Origin of the sequence: Tepidiphilus sp. J10 (assembly GCF_006980785.1) — a bacterium.
GTDB lineage: Bacteria > Pseudomonadota > Gammaproteobacteria > Burkholderiales > Rhodocyclaceae > Tepidiphilus > Tepidiphilus olei.
The window spans coordinates 38,909-60,825 of record NZ_SBHP01000008.1 but is presented as its reverse complement, the minus strand read 5'-3'; the positions used below and the strand labels follow the sequence as shown (position 1 = coordinate 60,825).

Genomic DNA, 21,917 nt, shown 5'->3' with positions numbered 1-21,917 from the left:
GTGCAACCGAGCACCCGCCGTTTGCCCGTCGCATCGACGCCGACGGCGATCAAGACGGCACAATCGACGATTCGCCCTTCCAGCCGCACTTTCTCGTAACGGGCATCCAGAAAGAGATAAGGCACTTCACCCAAGGGGCGCTCGCGCCAAGCTCTGAGCCCCTCGTCGAGCTTGGCGGCGGCGCGGCTAACTTGGGCGGTGGAGAGCGAAATCTCCGGCCCCAGCAGGCGCTGCAGCACCTCGATCACCCGGCGGGTGGAGACCCCCTGGACGTACATCTCGGCCAGGGCGAGATGCACCGCCTGATCGGTGCGGGTGCCCTTTTCGAGGGCAGAAGGGTAGAAGTCGCCGGAACGCACTTGGGGCACCTGAAAGGTCAGCTCACCAAGGCGGGTGAGTACCGTCTTGGGTTTGTACCCGTTGGCGTAGTCACGCCGACGCTCACTACGTTCATAGGGCGCCGCGCCAAGGAACTGGGATCGTTCGATCTTGGCGGCTTCATTGACGAGGATGCGCAGGGCCTCGCCGGCACCATCGAGTCCGTGTTCGAGCAACACTGCATAAGCCATTTCCAAAGGATTGGTTTCGACACGCATCGCCATGATGGGCGTACTCCTTTCTCGAAGTCATGGCGTCAGACCTACCGCCGCGCACTTCCTGCCAGAGGCGCTAAACGGAATTTACAGAAAGGATGGTACACAACCGTCTCATTAGGCACCTCCTTCCATACCTAATGAAAACCGGACAAACCTCGTGCTACAAGTCCGGACAGTTTATTTGTTCGCTACACCCTTCATCTTGCATTCTCGCTCGGACAGCGTCATAATAAGCCGCACTGTCGGCAAGGAACAGGGGATGCGCCAGCCATTCCGCAACGACGTAGGATTCACCCTCGTCGAACTCATGGTCACGATCGCCGTACTCGCGATCCTGCTCGCGATCGGCATTCCCAGCTTCGCCACCCTCATCGCCTCGAACCGCCTCACCTCCGCCACCAACGAACTCGTCGCCTCCCTGCAAACGGCGCGCACCGAAGCGCTGCGCCGCAACGTCCGCGTCACCGTCTGCCCCGCCGCCCCCACCGCCACCGCGTGCTCCGGCGCCTGGCGTGACGGCTGGATGGCCTTCGTCGACCAGACGCCCGGCAATGCGCCCGCCCCCGAGAGCGCCGCCGACATCCTCTTTCGCGGCGGTCCTGCGCCGCACAATATCACCATCGTCGGCAACACCCCTGTTTCGTCTTACGTCTCTTTCACCGCCGACGGAACAAGCAAACTGCTGAGCAGAGCATTCCAAGCGGGAACGCTGCGCGTCTGCTCTACTGCTACTGCCTTGGGAGATGACCGCCGGGCGCGCCACCTCGTCCTCACCGGCGCCGGCAGAATCGTTCTCAAACACCCCCCGACCGGCGTTCCTTCGACCTGCCCGTCGCCCTGAGGGTCCACGCCATGCCTTCCATCTTTCCAAGGCGCAATGTCGGCAAGGAGCAGGGAATGCACCAGCCATGCCGCGACGACTCGGGGTTCACCCTCGTCGAACTGATGGTCACCATCGTCGTGCTCGCGATCCTGCTCGCCATCGGCATTCCCAGCTTCGCCACCCTCATCGCCTCGAACCGCCTCACCTCCGCCACCAACGAACTCATCGCCTCCCTGCAAACGGCGCGCACCGAAGCGCTGCGCCGCAACGCCCGCGTCACCGTCTGCCCCGCCGACCCCACCGCCACCGCGTGCTCCGGCGCCTGGCGTGACGGCTGGATGGCCTTCGTCGACCAAACGCCCGGAAATGCGCCCGCCCCCGAGAGCGCCGCCGACATCCTCTTTCGCGGCGGCCCCTTGCCCACTGGCATCGTGGTCGTAGCCAATGCCCCGCTCTCTTCTTACGTTTCCTTCACCGCCGACGGCATGAGCAAACAGCTCAACGGCGATTTTTTCCCCGACACCTCGACCCTGCGCGTGTGCTCCACCAGCACCGCGCTCACGGACGACCGCCGGGCACGAGAACTCCGCCTCATCGGCTCCGGCAGAATCGTCCTCACCACCCCCTCGACCAGCGTTCCTTCGACCTGCCCGTCGCCTTGAGGATCCATGCCATGTCTTCCGTCTTTCGCCCCTCACGACAACGCGGCTTCAGCCTGCTCGAAGTGCTGATCGCCGCCCTCATCTTCGGCATCGGGTTACTCGGGCTCGCCGGCCTGCAGGCCCGCATGCTCGCCGCGGCCAACTCCAGCTACGAACGCGCCGCCGCCGCCATTTATGCCAATTCCATTCTGGATGCGATGCGCGCAGCAGTGTTGAGCGCCGATTCCGTTAACCGGCTCGACGTGGCAAAAGCCTACGTCCAGCAAAACTGGCTGTGCGCCCCACCAAACGGGAGCGAAATCGCGCAGAACGACCTGCACCACTGGATCGTCGAGATGCAAACCAATCTCCACCCCACCGCTTGCGGCCGCATCGACGAAATCGCAGCCAATACCCTAACCTATCGCGTGCATGTGTGCTGGGCCGACAGCGCCGGCGGAGAAAATACCGACGCCGACAACTGTCGCAACGGTGAACCTGCCACCCTTTTCACCCTCGAGAGCCGGCTATGAGCACTTCCTTTCCTCGCCGCCAGCTCGGTCTCACCCTCGTCGAGCTCATGGTCGCCCTCGTCCTCGGCCTCGTCGTCATCGGCGCAGTCGTCAATCTCTTCCTCACCAACCGGCAGACCTACCGCGCCACCGAGAACCTCGCCCGCATGCAGGAGAACCTGCGCTTCGCTTTCGAGCTGATGGCCCGCGACGTGCGCGAAGCCGGCGCCACGGCCTGTGGATCGACCACGGTAGCCAACGTGCTCAAAGGCACGCCAACCTCGTGGTCATGGGAAGGAGAATCGCTGCGCGCCTACGGGAGCTGCAACGCGGTTCCCACCTTCCAACCCAGCAATTGCGCGGCCGGAAGCCCAGTGCTGGCGATCAGCAGAGCCTCCAATTCCGCCGGAGAAGTACGGGTCACGGATCACGATCCCGAAACCTCCGCCACCATGAACATTTCCCATGTCGGCCCACTCAAGACCGGCGACATCCTTTTCGTCTGCAAAGGCTCCCAAGCCGCGATCTTCCAAGCCACCAACGTGAATGCAAAAAGCCTGACGGTCGACGACCAAGCAGGACAAAACACCCCCGGAAACGAAACCAAATGTCTGGATTTTCCTCTCAAGCCCAACCAGTGCAAAACCTCCTTCAAAGGCGGCACCCTCCTGCGTTTCGAGCGCATCCTTTGGTATCTGGGTAACAACAATCGAAATGGCACTTCCCTCTACCGCAAAGTCAATGACGATGACGCCATAGAAATGGTCCCCGACATCGTCGCACTCGATTTCACTTTCCTGAGCGAGAATGGAAACACTTACCAGACCATCGCCAGCGTGGGCAATTGGACGCAGGTGCGCGCCGTACGAGCCATAGTCACGACCGAATCCATCGACGCCGTAGGCACAGGCGGCGAACGGCTCCGCCGCACACACCGTTTCACCATGGCGCTACGCAACCGCCTTCCTTGAGGAATCGAGCATGGCCTTCATCCCCCTGCCTAGGTTACCCAGATACCAGCAAGGCGCCGCACTGGTGGTGACGCTCATTCTCTTGCTGGTGGCCACGATCCTTGCCCTCGGTGCAACCCGCTTCGTCACCCAGGAAACCCGCATGGCTGCCGGCATCACCGACCGCGCCATCGCCCTGCAGTCGGCCGAGGAAGGATTGCGTCATGGCGAATCCCTGATTCCTCAAAATCCACCCACGCGAGCCGCTCCCCCTGAAATGAACGGCAACTGCAACCAGACTTCCTGCACCGACGGCCTCTGTTTTCCTCCCGATCCGGACTGTCCCCCCCGCTGGCAAGACCCCTCCTTCACCGGCTGGCATAACTGGCTGGCGCAAACGGACGAGCGTCTGCCCGTAGAAGGCTACATCGAATATCTCGGCGAATTCCCCGGATGGTTCGGGTGCGACCAAGAAATGCCGCCCATCCCCAATTGCATGATCAAGCGCTACCGTGTGGTTGCGCGTGCTCAGCGCGACGGCGGCGCCACCGTGATCCTCGAAAGCCTGAACCAGCGCCCTTGAACCCGGAGACTCAGATGACCCATACCCTTAGTGCATCCATCGGTCTGCCCGTTCGCCTCGCCCTGCTGGTTTTCTTCGCCGCCGTATGCCTGCCTGCCCGAGCGGCGCTGGACATCCCCAACGTCCCGCCGGAGACGAGCTCGAGCGTCGACCCCAACATCATGTTACTGCTCGACGATTCGGGATCGATGCAGTTCGAAATCCTTCCCGATTCTTTGACTGAGCTTACTTCACCGGAGACCTACTTCCTCTTTCCCCGCCCTACCGATCCCTATGGGGGATCTACTTACAATAAAGCCTACCTCGACTTGGACGATGGAAAAGACGCTAACGTAACCTTGCGTTCCTCTACGCGAAACGTACTCTTCTACAATCCTAGCGTCACCTACCAGCCTTGGCGCAAAGCGGACGGCAGTTCCTATCCCAATATCGATCCTGAAAGTGCCCCTTACGACCCGGCAGAAAGAAACAATTGCAAAATCAACCTAAAAACGGGGGACATGACGGGAAGTAACTGTTCGAACACCACTTTATCGACCCCCATCACATTCTATGTCTATGTCGGCAGCGGCGACGTCACCAACCGGACGAACTACATCCGCTATCAATACCGTTCCAATGTCATGTATCAATGGAGAGTCGGAACCACGCGCAGAGAATGCACAACAGAGTGCGAAGATGTACCGGATGAGCATCCCGCCCCCGATCCCCTACCCTGGGGGCGCTCCGTCGCCGACGAAGTACAGAACTTCGCCAACTGGTTCAGCTACCACCGCTCGCGCATCCTCGCGACCCAGGCCGGGGTGACACGGGCCTTCGCCGAGCTCGGTGAAAACTACCGCGTCGGGTTCTGCACCATCAACACGTGCAAGAGCTCGAGCGCCAACCCCACCGTACCGATTCCCCACGGTAAATTCACCGGTTCGGCCAAAGCAAATTTCTTTGACAAAGTCATCGGCGTGAAGATACCCGCCCAGGGGACCCCCCTGCGTAGCGCCCTCGACTGGGCTGGCCAATATTATGCAAAAGAGGAAGACAGCGGCCCCTGGGGACCCAAAGTCACGGTTCAAGGCAAGCAGAAACAACTCTCCTGCCGCCAATCCTTCACCATCCTCACCACCGATGGGTACTGGGACAATACGGACAATTTCTCTGGTGCGGGAAACACCGACAATGAATCAGGATCGAAAATCGAATCGTCTGACGGCAAGAAGACCTATACCTATGAACCCAAAGCCCCCTTCAAAGACGGCTATTCCAATACCCTGGCCGACGTGGCGATGAAATACTGGAAAGAAGATCTGCGCACCGACCTTCCCAACGATGTTCCCGCCGCCTCGTCCAACCTGAATGCGTGCAATGCCAACTCTCTGGATCCCACCTTTCCCGACCCCGCCTTCTGGCAGCACATGACCACGTTCACCCTCTCTCTCGGCGTGAGCGGTACGCTGCCCCGCACGCCCGAGACCGTGGCCAAGCTGTGCAATGGCACGGAATCATGGCCCAACCCCACCAGCAAAAGCGAAGCCAAGATCGACGACCTCTGGCATGCCGCCATCAATGGCCACGGCAAGTTCTTCGCCGCCCAGAATCCGGACGAATTCGCCGAGGGGCTCAAGGAAGCGCTGGGAGCCATCTCCACCCTGGTGAGTTCGGCCAGCAACCTGTCGGTCAATAGCTACAGCATTCACACCGATTCCCTCACCTTTGTCGCCCGTTACTACCCTGGCGACTGGTACGGAGAGCTCCTCGCCTACCCCGTCACCGCCACGGGCATCGGCGATACCCCGACATGGACGGCCAGCATTCCCGCCGTCGGTTCCCGCAAGATCTTCACCTCGAACGGCAGCAACAGCGGCATTGCCTTCGATTGGAACGCTCTCACCCCAACGCAAAAGACGGCCCTCGGCTCCCAAGACATCGTCGACTACCTCCGCGGCGAGCGGAGCAAAGAGGTACAAAACGGCGGGACGTTGCGCAACCGCAAGAGCCTGCTCGGCGACATCATCCACTCTTCGCCCGTGTTCGTCGACAACCAGCAAAGCGGAACCGCACGCGCGCAGACCGTCTTCGTCGGCGCCAACGATGGCATGCTGCACGCCTTCGACGCCACCGACGGCCAGGAACGCTTCGCCTACGTGCCTAACGCCGTGATCACGTCGACGCTCGCCACCCTCGCCAATCCGGCGTACACGCACCGCTATTTCGTCGATGGGCAGATCGCCGTTTCGGATTTCCGGATCACTCCGGACAAGAACCTGCTCGTGGCCAGCCTCGGCCTGGGTGGCAAAGCGCTTTTTGGGCTCGACGTCACCAAACCGAAGTCCTTTTCCGCAGAGGATGTAAAATGGGAATTCACCGGCGGCACCGCTGCGGACCTGCTCGGTTTGGTCACGGGTGAGCTCATGATCACCAAGCTCAACGATGGCAGGAAAGCCGTGATTTTCGGCAATGGCTACAACAGCACCAATCAGACGGCGGCTCTCTTCATCGTCGACCTCGAGACGGGGGCGCTGATCAAAGCGATCGATACGAGGGTCGGGTCGGCAACCCAACCCAATGGGCTGGCAGCCCCTCGTGGATGGGATGATGGCGCTGACGGCACCATCGACTACGTCTACGCCGGCGACTTGCAGGGTAATCTGTGGAAATTCGATCTCTCGGCCAAGAACGTGAACCAATGGGACGTCGCATTCAAACAGGGAAACACGCCCCAGCCATTTTTCAAGGCGACCGACGCCAACGGCAAGGCCCAGCCCATCACCGCACGCCCCTCGATCGGCCTCAATCCCGCCGACGGCAGCCGCTGGGTCTTCTTCGGCACCGGGCGGTTCCTCACCCTGGATGACCGGTCCGACACCTCGACCCAGAGCTGGTACGGCATCATCGACGACGATCAGCACACCGTGACCCGCAGTCAGCTCAAGGAGCGCAAGATCGTCGCACGGGGAACGGACCCCAAAACGGGCGACCCAGTTCGGGCTTTCGAACTCGCTACCAACGGCGATATGAACGGCAAGAAAGGCTGGTACGTCGACCTCGACCCTGGCGAGCGCATGATCACCTCGTCTCAGTTCTACGGTTCTGTCCTTATTGCCAGCAGCGTCATCCCGAGCGACGACCCCTGCACGCCCGGCGGTACGGGCTACGTCAACGCAATCGATCCCTTCACGGGAACGGCCCTCCCCTTTTTCCTCCAATACGCCACATTGGACGTCGATGGTGTGAAAATTCCCGTGGGCTCCATCGATTTCGGGATCGGCATGCCTGGCCAAGCGCAGATCGTGGCTGGCCCCGCAGGTGCCATGCTGATCGTGGCAGGATCCAGCGGCGACACCGCTCAGACTCAGGTCAAATTGGACAACATCACCCCCCGCCGCATCAACTGGCGCGAACTGATCCGGGAGTAAGCCATGCCTCGCACGCCACGCCGCAGCCGCGGCTTCACCCTGATCGAGCTGATGATCGTGGTCGCCATCGTCGCCATCTTGGCCGGAATCGCCTACCCCAGCTACCAGCGCCACGTGCTGCAGACCCGCCGCACGGCGGCGCAGGGCTGCCTGATGGAATTGGCCCAATGGATGGAGCGCTACTACACCACCAACATGACCTACAAGAATGCGAAGCTACCGGCACTCTCGTGTACGGCGGAGTTGAACAGCTTCTATACCTTTGAATTTGACGGGACACTATCCGACACGAGCTATAAACTGAAGGCCACCGCCAAAGGAGCGCAGACACGCGACACCGGCTGCACCACTCTCACCCTGGATAGCGCCGGCACCAAGGGCCCAGACGGCTGCTGGCGCTGAACCCGGGCGATGGAGTGCGATTGACGGAGCCAGGCTCGAGGGGCGGTACGGGGTACAATGGCACGGCCGCATTCGACGAGTCGAGCATGACCCCATCCCTGCCAGTGCGCGCGTTCTTCCTCGCCGCCACCCTCGCCGTGGCGGCGCTGCTTACCTTCGGCCTCTACCTGCAGCACGGCCTCGGGCTCGAGCCCTGCCCGCTGTGCATCCTGCAGCGCATCGCCTTCTTCGGGGTAGGGCTCTTCGCGCTCCTGGGTACGATGCTCGGCACCCGCAAGCTCGCGGCCCGGGCCTGCGCCGGTGCAATGCTGCTGTGCGCCCTGGGCGGACTGGGCACGGCGCTGTGGCAGAGCTGGCTGCAGCGGCACCCGCCCAACGACCCTTTCGCCTGTGGCCCCGGGTTGGATTACCTGGTGGAGACGCTGCCGCTCGCCGAATGGCTGCCCAAGGTGTTCGCCGGCGAGGGGCAATGCACGGCCATCGATTGGACTTTCCTCGGGCTGACCATCGCCAACTGGTCGGCGCTGTGGTTCGCGTTCTTCGCCGGGTTCGCGGCGTGGCTCGCCCTGCGCCGCGGCTGAATCACGAGAGAACCTCCACGATTCGCCCGCCCAGTTCGCAGCGCCAGGTGCCGCCTTCGAGCCCGAGGCAGCGGCGCACCTCCAGGCGCACCCGCAGCGGGCGCGCCGGCATGCCGTGCACCCCGCCGGGCTGCTCGAGCTGAACGGCAAGGATTTCCTCGGCGGAGGAGACGTAGTTGGTGCGTAGCGCCATGCCGCCCACCGAGAGGTCGAAGCAGACGGCGTCGTGCACTTCACCCCGCGGGGAGAGCACCCGGGCAGGAATGCCGCCGGGCAGAGGGATGCGGCGCTCGCGGCGCCGTTCGATGAACTGGCCGATCATGAAGGAAACCTCCCAAGCCAACGGGATACAGTTTAGCCTGGGCCGAGGGGGAAGGCAATCTCATGTCTCGCGGCCGTGGGAGCAAAATAGTAATGTCCGCGCCAGTCGATCGCACAGCCAGCCAAACCCCACGCGCTCCTGTTCCAGACGCAGCCGGGGCTGGTGGCGATCGAATCTGAGGTCGTCATAGACGGCCGCCTCCCCTGGCGTGAGGCGCGGCAAATCGTGGCGCACGGGCTCGGGTTCCTCGCCCCAGTGCGGGCGATGCGCAAGCAAAGTCTCCCGGTCCATGAGGAAGGATACCGCGCGGGGAAAGTGGCCGCGTAATTGGTCGAGGATGGCGAAGCCGTGGGTGTCGATGTCGCCCCAGTAGAGCAGCTGGCAGCGATGCAGCCACGCGGCGCGCGCCAGCGCCTCCCAGCCGTAACCCGCGCCGAAGACGACGATGGATCCCGCCACGGCGGGGAAAGCGAGAAAGTTGGTCTCGTTCTCGGTGATGAAGACGCGCTCGATGGGCAAGGTCATCGCCGCGAAGCTGGCTGCATCCAGCGTAATGTCAGCCAGTACCCCGGGCAAGGCTTGGCAGCCCGGCAGACCGGGTAGCGCCGAGTCGAGGAGACGAAACCGGATCCGCAGGGGTTTGTCCAGAAAACCAAACCGGCGCGTGAACTGCGCAACACCCGTCGCGCTGGTCTCGATGGCCTCGGGAGGAAGGGACAAGTCCAGCAGCTCGGTGAGCACGCCGCGGTGGGTCTCGATGAACTTGCTGTCGACACCGGGCACATCCACCTGGCGCAGATACACGCCCGGGCGCGGATGGGCCTGCAGCCAAGCCACCACCGCCAGAAGGCGTTCCCAACGGTCGGCCAAGTCGAGCGCTTGAAGCGGCCGCCGGGACAGCCACGCCAGCAGCGCTGGCTGCATGACGGCCGTCTGCTGCCACAAAGCCGCGAAGCGTTGCGCCTGACGAACCTTGCCGATGAAGGCCAAGGCCGCCTGCAGCGTGTCGAGCCAGACCACGGCAGGAAGACGCTGCACGCCTTGCACGCGGTGGTTCCATTCCCGCCACTCGATCCGAACCTGCGGGGTCTCGCCAAGCGCACGCACCCAGTCACGCACCGACTCGAAGCGATCGGACAAGTCGGCAGCCGAGGGCGCCTTCAAACTCAGGCGCAAGGGCCACGCCATGGCGTCCGTGACCGTCGCACGCAGCAACTCGCCACGGTCCCACAAGCGTTGCACCTGGGCGCGGAGATCTGCCGGCGTGGTCCAGCTCATGGGGGCGCGTCACTTGCCGCCACGCCGGCAACGGCCATCTCTCCGGGCTGAACCGATGCCGTCCCTGCTGCCTTCTGCGCCCGGTACTCCTCGATCGACAGGCAGCGCAGTCGCGAGTCGCGCCCGCCTTCGTTGTGCACGAAACCGACGCTGGCAACGAAGGGCTCGATGATGTGGATTTTCTGCAGCGGCGTGACGATGAGCAGTTGCAGGTTGAGCTGCTGGAAGAGGCGCAATCCGTACTGCGCCGACTCGTCCGAGCCGCGCCCGAACGCTTCGTCGATCACGACGAAGCGAAACGAGCGCGAACGCACCGCGCCCCACTCCAGCCCGAACTGGTAGGCCAGGCTCGCCGCCAGCACGGTGTAGGCGAGTTTCTCCTTCTGGCCGCCCGATTTGCCGCCCGAATCCGAGTAGTGCTCGTGCTCGGCGCCGTCGGCGCGCCAGCGCTCGCTGGCGGAAAACAGGAACCAGTTGCGCACGTCGGTGACCTTGGCGGTCCAGCGCCGGTCGGCGTCCGCCAATCCTTCGCGGCCCCGGAAGCGGTCGATGATGGCCTTGACCTGCAGGAACTTGGCTTCCGAATACTGTTCGTCGGCCGAGCCCGTTAGCGCGCCCTCGGTGCACGCACGTAAGTCCTGCTGGAAGTCGCGGATCTCGGCATCGGGGCTCGGCTGCGCCACCAGTTTGATGTAGCGGCCGGGGTTGTAGTCGATGGCGGCGAGCGACTGGTTGATGAAGTCGACGCGCTCCTTGATCGTCTCCCGCTCACGGGCGAGCTGAGCGTTGAAGTTGGCGATCTCGTTGATGGTGTTGACGTTGAGCAGCTCCTTGAAGCGCGCCTCGAAACGCGGCAGGTCGTCGCTCTGCAAGCCGGCCAGCATGCGCTCGTACTCCGGCAATGCCGCGAGCGCAACGTCCATCTCGACGGTCTCGGCCTTGAATTCTTCCTTGAAGCCGCGCATGGCATTGACGATGCGCTCGGTGAGCCGCGCGAGGCGCCTGTCCTCCGCGTCGATGCGTTGCTGTAGCCATTGGCGCAGCTCCTGCTCGCGGTTGTCGCAGGATTCGACCGTGAGTTGATGCTCGCCCAGCGCCTGTGCACGCCAGGCGTCCAGACGCGCGATCTGCGCGTCGGTGAGCGGCGCATCGGCCCAAACCGCGCGGGCCTCTTCGAGTAGCGTTTGCGCCGCTTCTCGCTTGGTCGCCACCGCCGAGCGCTTGTCGCGCACCGCGTCGCGCTGGCGCTCCACTTCCGCGAGCCGCGCTTGCGCCGCTTCGAGCCGGCGACCCAGCTCCTGCAGCGCGTCGGAAGCGGACTCCAGCCGTGCCCGTTCCTCGTTGAGCTCGGCGATTCTCCGCGCCGGGCTCATCCAGTCGATGTCCGCAAAGCGCGTGAATTCTTCCAGTTTGGCGAGTGCATCCAGCCGCCCCCGCAGTTCGTTACGCCCCTGCTGGATCTCGCCGATGCGTTGCCCGAGCAGGGCGAGTTTCGCCTCCAGACGTTCCCGCCGATCCCGCAGCGCCCGCAGTTTGTCGGCATTGCTCCAGCCGAGCACGTAGCGGCTGCGATCGTCGATGCGGCTGCGGTCGTCCTTCTCGTGTCGTCCGCTCGGGTCCTTGATCTGTCCTGCGCGGGTGATGGCGCGCGTCTCGCGGCGAAACTGCGCGCCGGTGTCGCAGCAGGCCACATCGAAGCGGCTCCGAAGCTTCTGCTCCAACCACTCGTAGTGCGGTGAATCCGGCTTGATTTGGAGCTTTCTCACCAGCGACTGCGGATGCAGCGCCGCGCTCTGCGTTGCCTCCCGTGGCCGCACATGGAAGTACACCAGCCGCCCGCCCAGGTGCTGGCGGTCCACCCAGTCGGCCACGGCTTCGTAGTGCGCATCCGGCACCAGCAACGACAGACCGAAGCCGCGCAGCAGCCGCTCGGCGGCGCCTTCCCAATCGCGCTCGTCCTCACGCACCTGGATGAGCTCGCCCGCGAACGGCAGTTCGTCCTCGTCGATCGAGAGCGCCGCGCACAGCGCCTCGCGGATGCGGATCTGGGCGGCGTCGATGTTGCTCTTGCGCCGAGAAAGACTCTCGATCTCGTCGGACAGGGCGGCGTGCTCTTCTCGGCCCTTGCGGAAGGCAAAGTCCTCCTCGCGCTCGCGGTCGTCGAGGTCGGCAATGCGCTCGCGCAAGCCTTCGGCACGCTGGGCGATGCTTTGCTGCTGGGCGAGAAAGCCGGCTTCATCGGCCGGCGCCGCCTCGTCGATGCGCGCCAGCAAGTCCCGGTAGCGCTCGGCCCTGTGCTGACGTTGCGCCTTCTCCTGCTCCAAACGGCGGATCTCCGCCGCCAGCTCCTCCAGGCGGTCGCCGCCGTTGTCGCGCAGGGCCCGCTCCAGGCGGCCGACTTCGAGGCGCTCGGTCTCACGCTGGGCATCAAGGCGCTCGATCTGCGCGTCGAGCCGGGCGGCCTCTTCCGCCAGCAGGCCGAGGCGGCGGTTGAGCAGCTCGCCCTTGAGCCGCGCGAAGTAGGGCCGAAGCTGGTCGCGCGCCTCCCGCCAGTCCTGGATCTCGGCCACCAACGCCTGGTGGCGCTTGCCGTCCTCGACCAGCGGCGTGAGCAGATCGACCTGCCGCTTGGCCTTGAGCACCGCCTGGTGCGCGCGGTCCAGGTCGTCGAAGTGGCGGATGAGCGCTTCGATGCGTTGCCCCGAATCGAACGGTTCCAGCATGTGGTTGCGCACGAAATCGGTGAGATTGCCCACCGACTTCATCGAGACGGTCTGGTGGAAAAGCTCCAGGGCTTGCTCGTGCTCGATGCCGAAGCGCCGGCGGAACCAGGCGCCGTAGGGCGGAAAGCTCTCGAACAGCTCGCAGCCTTGCGCCCGCAGCTTCTTGCGTAGCGCAGTGATGTCGGCTCCGAAGCCGCTGAAGTCGTCGGCGATGGCGAGTTCCCGCTCGGCGGCCACGAACAGGCGCGCGGGCTGGCCTTGCGGGTCTTTCAGCCAGAAGACCTGGGCCAGCGTCACCGCCTGATCAAAGCCCTCGTTGCGAAAGACGCCGAGGATGACCGAGTAGCTCGACGCATCGCGCAGCGCCACGGGCTTGCTGCTGCCCGTGATCTCGTTGCGTTCGCTCTTGTAGTGGCCCAGCACGTAGGAGCGCAAGGAGCGCTCGCGGGCATCCGCGCCGGCCGCCTTGTTGTAGGCCACGCGATGCGCCGGCACCAGCAAGGTGGTGATGGCATCGACCAGCGTGGACTTGCCCGAACCGATGTCGCCCGTGAGCAGACCGTTGCGCCCGTCGAGCGGGTAGCGCGAGATCCGCTTGTCGAAGGTGCCCCAGTTCAGCACCTCCAGCCGGTGCAGCCGAAAGCCTACCCGGCTGTCGTCGGCCACGAAGTCCAAGCTCAACGTCGCCGAATCCAGCGGTGATTCAGGCATCGCCTCCCTCCTTGCCCGCGTTGCCCGACAGCGCCGTCCGGTAGACTTCCAGCCGCGCATCGAACTCGGCCAGCCACTGTGCGTCCACGAAGGCCTTCAGGATGCGCCGCACCTCGTAATGCCCTCGGTCCTGAGCGCTGCCGGCAGCGGGCTTGAGCCGGCGCAGAAACCCCAGATCGACCACCTTGGTGATCGTCCCGTCCACCTGGTCGATCAGCCGCGCCTCGTTCGTGCCATCGGGCAGGAACACTCGCATCAACTCGGCAATCTCGTCGCGGGAGAGCACCAGCCGCCGTCCGTCCCCGTCTTGGCCACCGCCGGCGTCGAACTCGGCCATGCGCTTCCTGAGCAGCGCCAGCATCAGGCTCACCGGGTAGGACAGCGGTCGGCGCGCGACGAGCCGCGGCAGACGGGGCGCACCTTCGGACTCGTCCGGGTCGGGGCGGCTCTTGAGGAAGGCGTAGCCCTCGGCCTCGTCCAGCACCAAATCGAGCAGCAGCACGGCGGCCTGCTCCCTGACGCGCGCCTGCAGGCGCAAGAGGCTCTCCCACAAGCGCTCGTCATCGTCGCGGTAGAGCACGCCCTTGAGCAGGTGCACCATCAGCTGCGACAGCTCGGGCACGGCCGGCAGCGCGCTGGGCGGGGTCTCCACCGGATCGTTCTCGTACAGCGCCTCGTTCATGTGCTTTTCCTCCCCCGGCCTAGAGCCGTCAGCGCGTGAAGATCACGCGCGGCAAGCGCGCCTCGCGCGTCACGGCATTGCCCGCTGCATCGCGGGCCTGCCAGCGCACCGGATCGATCACGGCGTCATCGACGAGGGCGCGAAAATCCGCGAGCGCGCTCTCTCCGGCGTGGGCCAGTTCCAGATAAGCGACCAGCTCGGCCAGTCCCTGGTGCAAAGGCTCGTCCTCCAGCAGTTCGCGCAGCGTGATCTGCGGCTGGCGGCGCAGTGCGCGTTGCACGGCCGAGCGCAGGCGCGCCTTGTCCACCACGATCTGGTCGAACAAGCGCGAGGTGTCGACATCGTCCTCGCCGGCCACGAGGGCCAGATCGGCCAGGCGTGGCTTCACGCTCGGCGTGAACAAGGGTCGTTCCAGCGGCAGGTCGATGTCCGCACCCATCGCGTCGATGTGCATCACCGTGCCGCTGGGCAGAGCCTCGCGCAGAGCCAGCGCCTTGCTCTCGATGCCGTGCAGCAGTTCGAGGATGCGGCGGTTTTCCAGAAAGGCCCGGTCGTCCAGGAAGCGGCGAAGCTGCTGCGACAGTTGAGCGACGGTGCGCTGCGTGTGTTCGCCCGCCTCCAGCCAGTCGTGATGCACGCGGCGGATGCGCGGCTCGGGCGAAAGCTGAGCCACGGGGGGCAGCGCCAGCACCCGATCGAGCCGCTCGGAGAGCTCCTCCTGACGCCGGCTGGACATGAGGAAGTCCCAGAAAGCACGGAAGTTGCGGCCCTGGTCCGATTCGCCGATGGCGTCGCGCTCGCCCATGATCTCGTCGAGCAAGGCGCCCTTGCTGCCCTCCCACAGCGCGATCTTCTCACGCACCTTGCGGTCGAGCCGGCGGAAGTTGTGTTCCACCTCGCGAAAGTCGGCCAGGAGCTCGCGCGCCAGCTGCTGGAACTGCAAAAAGCGGTCCTTGACCGCCGTGTCGTCCAGCAGCGGCACCTCGCCCGCCAGCACGCGGGCGATCTCGGCGTCGAGCGCGTCGCGTTTTTTGCGCAAATCCTCGACGCGCTTGATCGGGTCGGCCTCGGTGCCGGCGCTGATCTGCTCCAAGAGCGCAAACAGCGTGAGCAAGCGCGACTCGGTGCCGACGAAGGGCCGCTCGGTGAGCGAGGCCAGCCAGGCGATGGCCTTCTCGGTGGCTGGCGTCAGGTCGAACTGCGCCTCGTCCGTGCCCGGCTTGTAGAACTTGCGCAGCCAGCCCTTGTCCGGCGCGGCCCAGTCGTTCAAGTAGTCCTGCGCGCTCTTGGGGTAGGCCTCAGGCCCCAGCTGCTCGCGCAGGGCGAACAGCTCATCCTCCAACGCCTCGGCCAAATCGGCCTCGCTCATTACGCGCACATTGGGCGCCACGAACACCCGGTGCAGGAAGCTCGCCACCAGCGGCGCGTGCGGCGAGGCAAGCAGGCGCCAGGCGGGATGGCGGTCGCGCAGGGTGGCGAGGGTGGCAAAGTCGAGAGACACCGATCATCTCATCCTTGAAAGTACCTGTCGGGTCCCGGACGAGTGCATTGATCCGCAACGTGGTGCATAATGGTACGCGGAAAACGAACGAAGCGGGTTTCGACGAAGCCAAAAACCGGAACGCTTCATGAAAATACCACGGAATCGTCCTAGACACGACATGTCCCAGCGGATGGCCGATTGCTTCTCTTGGAGATGCTGCCGAACGACTCCAACTCGCGGAACACTGCCGCCGAACACGTAAACACGTTGCTCGAGCAGAGATTGACACAGATGGGAGAGGATACCGCGCAAGCGGAAGGTGGGAGCACCGACGAACGCGGGCCCGAAACCGTGACAGAACCCACTCCGGGTTCCGAGTAATGAACTCGTGCCATCCGAGTCAGCAGTTGTATTGGTCGGGGCGGCGGGATTTGAACTCGCGACCCCTTGCACCCCATGCAAGTGCGCTACCAGGCTGCGCTACGCCCCGACGAGTTCGCCATTATACCCGAGCCGCCGAAAAATACAACAAGGCCAGAATTCCTGCTGCAGCGCACAGAGGCAGCATGTTATCCTTGCACGCATCCAATGCGACGCTCGAAGAAGGAAAGCAGTAATGGCACTCTATGCCTTGGGCGACAAGCGCCCACAGCTTGGTCCCGATTGTTGGGTGGCCGACAGCGCCGAGGTGATCGGCGACGTGCGGCTGGGGCGCGAAGTCTCGATCTGGTTCAACGCCGTGCTGCGCGGCGACAACGAGCCGATCGTGATCGGCGACGGCACCAACGTTCAGGACGGAGTGATCCTACACGACGACGAGGGCGTGCCGCTCACCATCGGTGCCGGGGTGAATATTGGACACATGGCCATGCTGCACGGCTGCACCGTGGGGGATGGCTGCCTCATCGGCATCAACGCGGTGATCCTCAACCGGGCGGTGATCGGCGCACAGTGCATCATCGGTGCGAACGCGCTCATTCCTGAAGGCAAGGTGATCCCCGAGCGCAGCCTGGTGGTCGGCTCGCCGGGGCGAGTGATCCGTACCCTGACCGACGAAGAAGTGGCAGGATTACAGGCCAACGCCGCGCACTACCGCGTTGCCGCAAGATACTATCGAACCGCATTGCGACGAATCGACTGACTCTGCTTCACGGAGAAGGAGCGTTCGCCGAGGCAGAGGGCAAGGTCAGGAGCACTTCGTCCGGACGCAAATAGTTGAGCGCGCCCCGTGCCACCGCCTCGAGCGCTTCGCCGCCGCGCCTGAGCTCTTCGATTTCGGCCGCGGCGGCGGCGTTTCTCGCGGCGAGCGCTTCGTTGTTCTGGATGGTCTCATGAAGGCGGGCGTCGAGCTGTTGCCGATGCAGCAGACCGTCGTGGCCGAGCCACAGTTGATACTGCACGAGCACGAGCAGCACGACGAGGATCAGCCGCACCCACAGACTCACGCCTCTCCCCAGATTACAAAGTACGCAGGTTGTAGAAGGCTGCCAACCCCGGATAGCGAGCGGTGTCGCCGAGATCTTCCTCGATGCGCAGCAGCTGGTTGTACTTTGCCAGACGATCGGAGCGCGACAGCGACCCGGTCTTGATCTGGCCGGTGGAAAGCCCCACAGCGATGTCGGCGATGGTCGAATCCTCCGTCTCGCCCGAGCGATGCGAGATCACGGCGGTATAACCGGCGCGCTTGGCCATCTCCACGGCGGCGAAGGTCTCGGTGAGGGTGCCGATCTGGTTGATCTTGATGAGGATGGAATTGGCCACGCCCTCGCGGATGCCGCGTTCGAGCAACTGCGTGTTGGTGACGAAGAGGTCGTCGCCCACGAGCTGCACTTTCTTGCCCAGGCGCTCGGTGAGGATCTTCCAGCCCGTCCAGTCGCCCTCGGCCATGCCGTCTTCGATCGAGACGATGGGGAATTTGTCGACCAGCGCCGCGAGATAGTCGGCGAAGCCTTCGGACGAGAGGGTGAGCCCTTCGCCAGCGAGCACGTATTCGCCGTTTTTGTAGAACTCGGAGCTGGCGCAGTCGAGCGCGAGCAGCACGTCGCGCCCCGGTTCGTAGCCCGCGGCGGAGACGGCTTCCAGGATGAGCGAGAGCGCCTCTTCGGTGTTCTTCACGTTCGGCGCGAAACCGCCCTCGTCACCCACGGTGGTGGGATGCCCCTTGCGGTCGACGAGCTTTTTCAGGTGCTGAAATACCTCGGCGCCACAGCGAAGCGCTTCACGGAACGTGCCCATGCCCACGGGCATGATCATGCACTCTTGGAGGTCGAGGCTGTTGTTGGCGTGCGCCCCGCCGTTGATGACGTTCATCATCGGCACCGGCATCTGCTTGGGCCCGGAGCCGCCGAAGTAACGGTAGAGCGGCAGCCCCGCCTCCTCGGCCGCGGCCTTGGCCACCGCCATCGACACGGCGAGCATCGCGTTCGCCCCGAGGCGGGATTTGTTCTCGGTACCGTCGAGTTCGATCAGCGTCTGATCGATGAAGGTCTGCTCCTCGGCATCGAGCCCCAGGAGCGCTTCGCAGATCTCGGTGTTGACGTTCTCCACGGCGCGCAGCACGCCCTTACCGAGGTAGCGGGCGGAGTCGCCGTCGCGCAGTTCGATGGCCTCGCGCGAGCCGGTGGAAGCGCCGGAAGGGACGGCGGCGCGTCCCATCACGCCGGATTCGAGCAACACGTCCGCTTCGACGGTGGGATTGCCGCGGGAATCGAGAATCTCCCGCGCGACGATATCGACGATCGCACTCATTTCATGCTCCAAAAACGAAAGGGAAAATCGTTCACGCTGACGGCAGTCCTTCGACCACCAACATGTCGAACTCGGCCAATCCTTCGCGCGCCGCCCGGGCCGCGCGATAGGATTCCGAGTCATAAAACGCCTGCGCCGCCGCGAACGAGGGGAATTCGACGATGACCACGCGCTGCGGCTGCCACTGCCCTTCGAGCACGGTGAAGCGACCACCACGAGCGAGGTAACGTCCGCCGTGCTCGGCCACCGCCGGGGCGGAGAGTTCCCGGTAGCGTGCCAGCGCATCATGGTCGGCACGACGGGCGACGACGATCACATAGGCTTTCGCCTCCATCACATCATCTCCTGTTCGATGAATCCTCTCTGCTTTACCACTCGGTCGAGCGCAACGAGCGTTTCGAGCAGTTCGGCCATGCGCGGAATGGGCCAGGCGTTGGGGCCGTCGGAGAGGGCCTTGTCGGGATCGGGGTGCGATTCCATGAAAAGCCCGGCGATGCCGGCGGCCACCGCCGCCCGGGCGAGCACGGGCACGAATTCGCGCTGGCCGCCCGAAGCTTGCCCTTGCCCGCCGGGCAGTTGCACCGAATGGGTGGCATCGAACACCACGGGGCAGCCGGTGGCGCGCATGATGGCGAGCCCCCGCATGTCGACGACGAGGTTGTGGTAGCCGAAGCTCACGCCGCGCTCGCACACGAGAATGGTGTCGGCTCCGCCGTTGGCTTCCTTGGCCTTGGCCACCACGTTCGCCATGTCCTCGGGAGCGAGGAATTGCCCCTTCTTGATGTTGACCGGCTTGCCGCTCGCGGCCACGGCCTGGATGAAGTCGGTCTGGCGACAGAGGAAGGCCGGCGTTTGCAGCACGTCGACCACTTCGGCCACCGGCGCCACTTCGGCTTCGGTGTGCACGTCGGTGAGCACCGGCACGCCCACGCGCTCGCGCACTTCGGCGAGGATCTCCAGCCCTTTGGCCATGCCCAAGCCGCGGAAGGATTTGCTGGAGGTGCGGTTGGCCTTGTCGTAGCTCGACTTGTAGATGAAGGGCACGCCGAGCGCAGCGGTGATCTCTTTGAGCGCCTGCGCCGATTCGAGCGCGAGGGTACGCGATTCGATCACACAGGGGCCGGCGATGAGGAAGAACGGCCGATCGAGCCCAACTTCGAATCCGCAAAGTTTCATACCGTCTCCTTGAACGATGCGATCGCCGTGGGACGCCCGGCACGTCGGCGCGCGTCCAGTGCCGCCTGGACATAGGCGATGAAGAGGGGATGCCCTTCACGCGGATTGGACGTGAATTCGGGGTGGAACTGGCAGCCGACGAACCAGGGGTGCACGTCCTGCGGCAGCTCGATCATCTCGCACAGATCGGTACCGGGCGCGCGGCCCGAGACCACGAGCCCTTTCTCCTGCAGCAGCGGCAGCAGGCGGTTGTTCACCTCGTAGCGGTGGCGGTGGCGCTCGACGACCTGCGGCGCGCCGTAGATGCGACGGGCGAGCGTGTCTTCGGCGAGCAGGCACACCTGGCCGCCCAAACGCATGGTCCCGCCCAGGTCGGATTCCTCGGTGCGCCGCTCGATCTTGCCGCTGCGATCCTGCCATTCGGTGATGAGGCCGACCACGGGATACGGCGTTTCGGGGTCGAACTCGGTGGAGTGCGCGCCTTCGAGCCCGGCGACGTGGCGGGCGAATTCGACCACCGCGAGCTGCATGCCGAGGCAGATGCCCAGATAAGGGATGCGATGTTCGCGCGCGTATTGGATGGCGAGGATCTTGCCCTCGGTGCCGCGCCGCCCGAAGCCGCCGGGCACGAGGATGGCGTCCATGTCCGCGAGCACCGCGCAGCCTTCGTCTTCCAGCACTTCGGAATCGATGTAATGGATGTTCACGCGGCAGCGGGTGTGCAAGCCGGCGTGGGTGAGCGCTTCCACCAGCGACTTGTACGATTCGGTGAGATCGACGTACTTGCCGACGAAGGCGATGTCGACCTCGGTCTGCGGGTGTTTCCAGGCGTCGACGATGCGCTGCCACACGGAGAGATCCGCCGGGCGGGCGAGGATGTCGAGCTTGTGGCAGACGATCTCGTCGAGCATCTGCTCGTGCAGCAGCAAGGGAATGCGGTAGATGGTGTCGGCATCGCGCGACTCGATCACCGCCTCGGGGCGCACGTTACAGAAGAGCGCGATCTTGCGCCGCTCTTCCTCGGGAATGGGCCGGTCGGCGCGGCACAGCAGGATGTCGGGCTGGATGCCGATCTCGCGCAATTCCTTCACCGAGTGCTGCGTGGGCTTGGTCTTGAGCTCGCCGGCGGCGGCGATGTAGGGCAGCAGCGTGAGATGGATGTAGCACACGCCCTGCGGGCCCAGCTCGATGCCCATCTGCCGGATGGCTTCGAGGAAGGGCAGCGATTCGATGTCGCCCACCGTGCCGCCCACCTCGACGATGGCCACGTCCGCCCCTTCGGCGCCGCGCTCGATGAAGCGCTTGATCTCGTCGGTGATGTGCGGGATCACCTGCACGGTCTTGCCGAGGTATTCGCCGCGGCGCTCCTTGCGGATGACGGATTCGTAGATCTGGCCGGTGGTGAAGTTGTTGCGCCGGCTCATCTTGGCGTGGGTGAAACGCTCGTAGTGGCCGAGGTCGAGGTCGGTCTCGGCGCCGTCTTCGGTGACGAAGACTTCACCGTGCTGAAACGGGCTCATGGTGCCCGGATCGACGTTGATGTAAGGATCGAGCTTGAGGTGGGTGATGCGGATGCCGCGCGATTCGAGGATGGCCCCGAGCGAGGCAGCGGCGATCCCCTTGCCGAGCGAGGAGACCACGCCGCCGGTCACGAACACGTACTTGGTCATGGGAACGTGGATTGGCTGGAAAAGCGAATGATAGCCGATCCCGGCCGCTTCGCGAACGCTCCGCGCCTCAGCGGATCAGGGTGCGCAGCACTTCGCGGAAGACGTCCGTGCCGCCGCGCTCGAGCCATTCGAAGGCCACCATCTCGCGACAGACCACCACCGCCCCTGCCTGACGCATCCGCTCGAGCGCGAGCAGACGATCCTCGGCGCGGCGCGAGCCGACCGCCTCGGCCACCACGAAAACCTGCTTTCCCGTTTCGAGCAGATCGAGCACCGTCTGCAAGACGCACACGTGGGTCTCGGTACCGGCCACGACCACCTGACCGGAACGCCCCACCGCGGTGTGCGCGAGCACACCGTCGCGCACTGCCGAGAAAGCGGTCTTGCGTACCCGCTCGGCCGAAGGAGGCAGCAGTTCGAGCAACTCCGGCGCCGTTTCGCCGATCTTGTCGGGAAAATGCTCGCTCACGACCACCGGCACGTCGAGCATGCCGGCGAGCCGCAACAGCCAGGCGGCGGCCTCACACACCCGCTGCCCGTCGGCGATGGCCGGCAAAAGCCCCGTTTGAATATCTACGACGAGCAACGTCGCCTCTGCCGTGCACATTTTCATGGGGTTCTCCTTT

The 21,917-nt window shown here is 64.4% G+C and carries 21 protein-coding genes and 1 tRNA gene; 9 read left to right on the top strand and 13 right to left on the bottom strand.

What is annotated here, in order from left to right:
* Positions 1–602 (bottom strand): transposase (locus tag EPD81_RS09645; protein WP_185955421.1); only part of this gene is annotated, 602 nt, incomplete at its 3' end.
* 253 nt (positions 603–855) lie between these two features.
* On the opposite strand from EPD81_RS09645, the gene EPD81_RS09640 reads away from it, so the two are divergent.
* From EPD81_RS09640 to EPD81_RS09605, 8 genes are all read left to right on the top strand, one after another.
* Positions 856–1,437, top strand: coding sequence for a GspH/FimT family pseudopilin (locus EPD81_RS09640; protein WP_142805232.1), 582 nt, complete (start codon positions 856–858; stop codon positions 1,435–1,437).
* A gap of 56 nt (positions 1,438–1,493) precedes the next feature.
* Positions 1,494–2,081, top strand: coding sequence for a GspH/FimT family pseudopilin (locus tag EPD81_RS09635; protein WP_185955422.1), 588 nt, complete (start codon positions 1,494–1,496; stop codon positions 2,079–2,081).
* Positions 2,082–2,092: 11 nt separating this feature from the next.
* Positions 2,093–2,593 (top strand): type IV pilus modification protein PilV, encoded by a 501-nt coding sequence (pilV, locus tag EPD81_RS09630; protein ID WP_142805230.1) that lies wholly within the window; start codon positions 2,093–2,095, stop codon positions 2,591–2,593.
* Positions 2,590–3,543 (top strand): prepilin-type N-terminal cleavage/methylation domain-containing protein, encoded by a 954-nt coding sequence (locus EPD81_RS09625; RefSeq protein ID WP_142805229.1) that lies wholly within the window; start codon positions 2,590–2,592, stop codon positions 3,541–3,543. The genes pilV and EPD81_RS09625 overlap by 4 nt, the downstream gene beginning before the upstream one ends.
* Before the next feature lie 10 nt (positions 3,544–3,553).
* Positions 3,554–4,105: a PilX N-terminal domain-containing pilus assembly protein gene (locus EPD81_RS09620; protein WP_142805228.1), complete on the top strand. Its 552-nt coding sequence runs from the start codon at positions 3,554–3,556 to the stop codon at positions 4,103–4,105.
* Entirely contained in the window at positions 4,102–7,515 is a 3,414-nt protein-coding gene (locus EPD81_RS09615) for a pilus assembly protein (RefSeq protein WP_185955420.1), read from the top strand. The genes EPD81_RS09620 and EPD81_RS09615 overlap by 4 nt, the downstream gene beginning before the upstream one ends.
* A 3-nt stretch (positions 7,516–7,518) precedes the next feature.
* Positions 7,519–7,917, top strand: coding sequence for a type IV pilin protein (locus EPD81_RS09610; protein ID WP_142805226.1), 399 nt, complete (start codon positions 7,519–7,521; stop codon positions 7,915–7,917).
* A gap of 86 nt (positions 7,918–8,003) precedes the next feature.
* Entirely contained in the window at positions 8,004–8,498 is a 495-nt protein-coding gene (locus tag EPD81_RS09605; protein WP_142805225.1) for a disulfide bond formation protein B, read from the top strand.
* A 1-nt stretch (position 8,499) separates the two neighbouring features.
* Here EPD81_RS09605 and EPD81_RS09600 read toward each other — a convergent pair whose 3' ends face one another.
* From EPD81_RS09600 to EPD81_RS09575, 6 genes are all read right to left on the bottom strand, one after another.
* Entirely contained in the window at positions 8,500–8,820 is a 321-nt protein-coding gene (locus EPD81_RS09600) for a PilZ domain-containing protein (protein WP_142805224.1), read from the bottom strand.
* 60 nt (positions 8,821–8,880) lie between these two features.
* Positions 8,881–10,098 carry a DUF3322 domain-containing protein gene (locus tag EPD81_RS09595; RefSeq protein ID WP_142805223.1) on the bottom strand — a complete coding sequence of 406 codons (1,218 nt, stop codon included), beginning with the start codon at positions 10,096–10,098 and terminating at the stop codon, positions 8,881–8,883.
* Positions 10,095–13,532, bottom strand: a complete 3,438-nt coding sequence (locus tag EPD81_RS09590) for an ATP-binding protein (protein ID WP_142805222.1) — start codon at positions 13,530–13,532, stop codon at positions 10,095–10,097. Before EPD81_RS09590 ends, EPD81_RS09595 begins: the two co-directional genes overlap by 4 nt.
* Positions 13,525–14,214: a DUF4194 domain-containing protein gene (locus EPD81_RS09585; RefSeq protein ID WP_142805221.1), complete on the bottom strand. Its 690-nt coding sequence runs from the start codon at positions 14,212–14,214 to the stop codon at positions 13,525–13,527. The genes EPD81_RS09590 and EPD81_RS09585 overlap by 8 nt, the downstream gene beginning before the upstream one ends.
* Before the next feature lie 28 nt (positions 14,215–14,242).
* On the bottom strand, positions 14,243–15,715 hold the full coding sequence (locus EPD81_RS09580; RefSeq protein WP_142805220.1) for a DUF3375 domain-containing protein: 1,473 nt from the start codon (positions 15,713–15,715) through the stop codon (positions 14,243–14,245).
* Positions 15,716–16,110: 395 nt separating this feature from the next.
* Positions 16,111–16,187 (bottom strand) — tRNA-Pro (locus tag EPD81_RS09575).
* Positions 16,188–16,313: 126 nt separating this feature from the next.
* On the opposite strand from EPD81_RS09575, the gene EPD81_RS09570 reads away from it, so the two are divergent.
* Positions 16,314–16,838: a gamma carbonic anhydrase family protein gene (locus tag EPD81_RS09570; RefSeq protein ID WP_142805219.1), complete on the top strand. Its 525-nt coding sequence runs from the start codon at positions 16,314–16,316 to the stop codon at positions 16,836–16,838.
* A 7-nt stretch (positions 16,839–16,845) separates the two neighbouring features.
* Here the strand turns inward: EPD81_RS09570 and EPD81_RS09565 are convergent, their stop codons facing one another.
* The 6 genes from EPD81_RS09565 to EPD81_RS09540 all read right to left on the bottom strand — a co-directional run bounded on the left by EPD81_RS09565 (position 16,846) and on the right by EPD81_RS09540 (position 21,904).
* On the bottom strand, positions 16,846–17,142 hold the full coding sequence (locus EPD81_RS09565) for a septum formation initiator family protein (RefSeq protein ID WP_185955419.1): 297 nt from the start codon (positions 17,140–17,142) through the stop codon (positions 16,846–16,848).
* Positions 17,143–17,155: 13 nt separating this feature from the next.
* Positions 17,156–18,445, bottom strand: coding sequence for a phosphopyruvate hydratase (gene eno / locus EPD81_RS09560; protein WP_142805217.1), 1,290 nt, complete (start codon positions 18,443–18,445; stop codon positions 17,156–17,158).
* A 31-nt stretch (positions 18,446–18,476) separates the two neighbouring features.
* Positions 18,477–18,779, bottom strand: coding sequence for a DUF1330 domain-containing protein (locus EPD81_RS09555; RefSeq protein WP_142805216.1), 303 nt, complete (start codon positions 18,777–18,779; stop codon positions 18,477–18,479).
* Positions 18,779–19,621 carry a 3-deoxy-8-phosphooctulonate synthase gene (gene kdsA / locus EPD81_RS09550; protein WP_142805215.1) on the bottom strand — a complete coding sequence of 281 codons (843 nt, stop codon included), beginning with the start codon at positions 19,619–19,621 and terminating at the stop codon, positions 18,779–18,781. Before kdsA ends, EPD81_RS09555 begins: the two co-directional genes overlap by 1 nt.
* Entirely contained in the window at positions 19,618–21,291 is a 1,674-nt protein-coding gene (locus EPD81_RS09545) for a CTP synthase (RefSeq protein ID WP_142805214.1), read from the bottom strand. The genes kdsA and EPD81_RS09545 overlap by 4 nt, the downstream gene beginning before the upstream one ends.
* 67 nt (positions 21,292–21,358) lie before the next feature.
* Entirely contained in the window at positions 21,359–21,904 is a 546-nt protein-coding gene (locus EPD81_RS09540; protein ID WP_142805213.1) for an isochorismatase family protein, read from the bottom strand.
* Positions 21,905–21,917 lie beyond the last annotated feature (13 nt).

What these genes read in the sequence shown, in the direction of transcription:
- EPD81_RS09620 (WP_142805228.1), top strand. Translation starts at nt 3,554, where the DNA reads ATGGCCTTCATCCCCCTGCCTAGGTTACCCAGATACCAGCAAGGCGCC.
- EPD81_RS09625 (WP_142805229.1), top strand. Translation starts at nt 2,590, where the DNA reads ATGAGCACTTCCTTTCCTCGCCGCCAGCTCGGTCTCACCCTCGTCGAG.
- EPD81_RS09600 (WP_142805224.1), bottom strand. Translation starts at nt 8,820, where the DNA reads ATGATCGGCCAGTTCATCGAACGGCGCCGCGAGCGCCGCATCCCTCTG.
- EPD81_RS09610 (WP_142805226.1), top strand. Translation starts at nt 7,519, where the DNA reads ATGCCTCGCACGCCACGCCGCAGCCGCGGCTTCACCCTGATCGAGCTG.
- EPD81_RS09595 (WP_142805223.1), bottom strand. Translation starts at nt 10,098, where the DNA reads ATGAGCTGGACCACGCCGGCAGATCTCCGCGCCCAGGTGCAACGCTTG.
- eno (WP_142805217.1), bottom strand. Translation starts at nt 18,445, where the DNA reads ATGAGTGCGATCGTCGATATCGTCGCGCGGGAGATTCTCGATTCCCGC.
- EPD81_RS09635 (WP_185955422.1), top strand. Translation starts at nt 1,494, where the DNA reads ATGCACCAGCCATGCCGCGACGACTCGGGGTTCACCCTCGTCGAACTG.
- pilV (WP_142805230.1), top strand. Translation starts at nt 2,093, where the DNA reads ATGTCTTCCGTCTTTCGCCCCTCACGACAACGCGGCTTCAGCCTGCTC.
- EPD81_RS09540 (WP_142805213.1), bottom strand. Translation starts at nt 21,904, where the DNA reads ATGAAAATGTGCACGGCAGAGGCGACGTTGCTCGTCGTAGATATTCAA.
- EPD81_RS09640 (WP_142805232.1), top strand. Translation starts at nt 856, where the DNA reads ATGCGCCAGCCATTCCGCAACGACGTAGGATTCACCCTCGTCGAACTC.
- EPD81_RS09590 (WP_142805222.1), bottom strand. Translation starts at nt 13,532, where the DNA reads ATGCCTGAATCACCGCTGGATTCGGCGACGTTGAGCTTGGACTTCGTG.
- EPD81_RS09555 (WP_142805216.1), bottom strand. Translation starts at nt 18,779, where the DNA reads ATGGAGGCGAAAGCCTATGTGATCGTCGTCGCCCGTCGTGCCGACCAT.
- EPD81_RS09570 (WP_142805219.1), top strand. Translation starts at nt 16,314, where the DNA reads ATGGCACTCTATGCCTTGGGCGACAAGCGCCCACAGCTTGGTCCCGAT.
- EPD81_RS09585 (WP_142805221.1), bottom strand. Translation starts at nt 14,214, where the DNA reads ATGAACGAGGCGCTGTACGAGAACGATCCGGTGGAGACCCCGCCCAGC.
- kdsA (WP_142805215.1), bottom strand. Translation starts at nt 19,621, where the DNA reads ATGAAACTTTGCGGATTCGAAGTTGGGCTCGATCGGCCGTTCTTCCTC.
- EPD81_RS09605 (WP_142805225.1), top strand. Translation starts at nt 8,004, where the DNA reads ATGACCCCATCCCTGCCAGTGCGCGCGTTCTTCCTCGCCGCCACCCTC.
- EPD81_RS09545 (WP_142805214.1), bottom strand. Translation starts at nt 21,291, where the DNA reads ATGACCAAGTACGTGTTCGTGACCGGCGGCGTGGTCTCCTCGCTCGGC.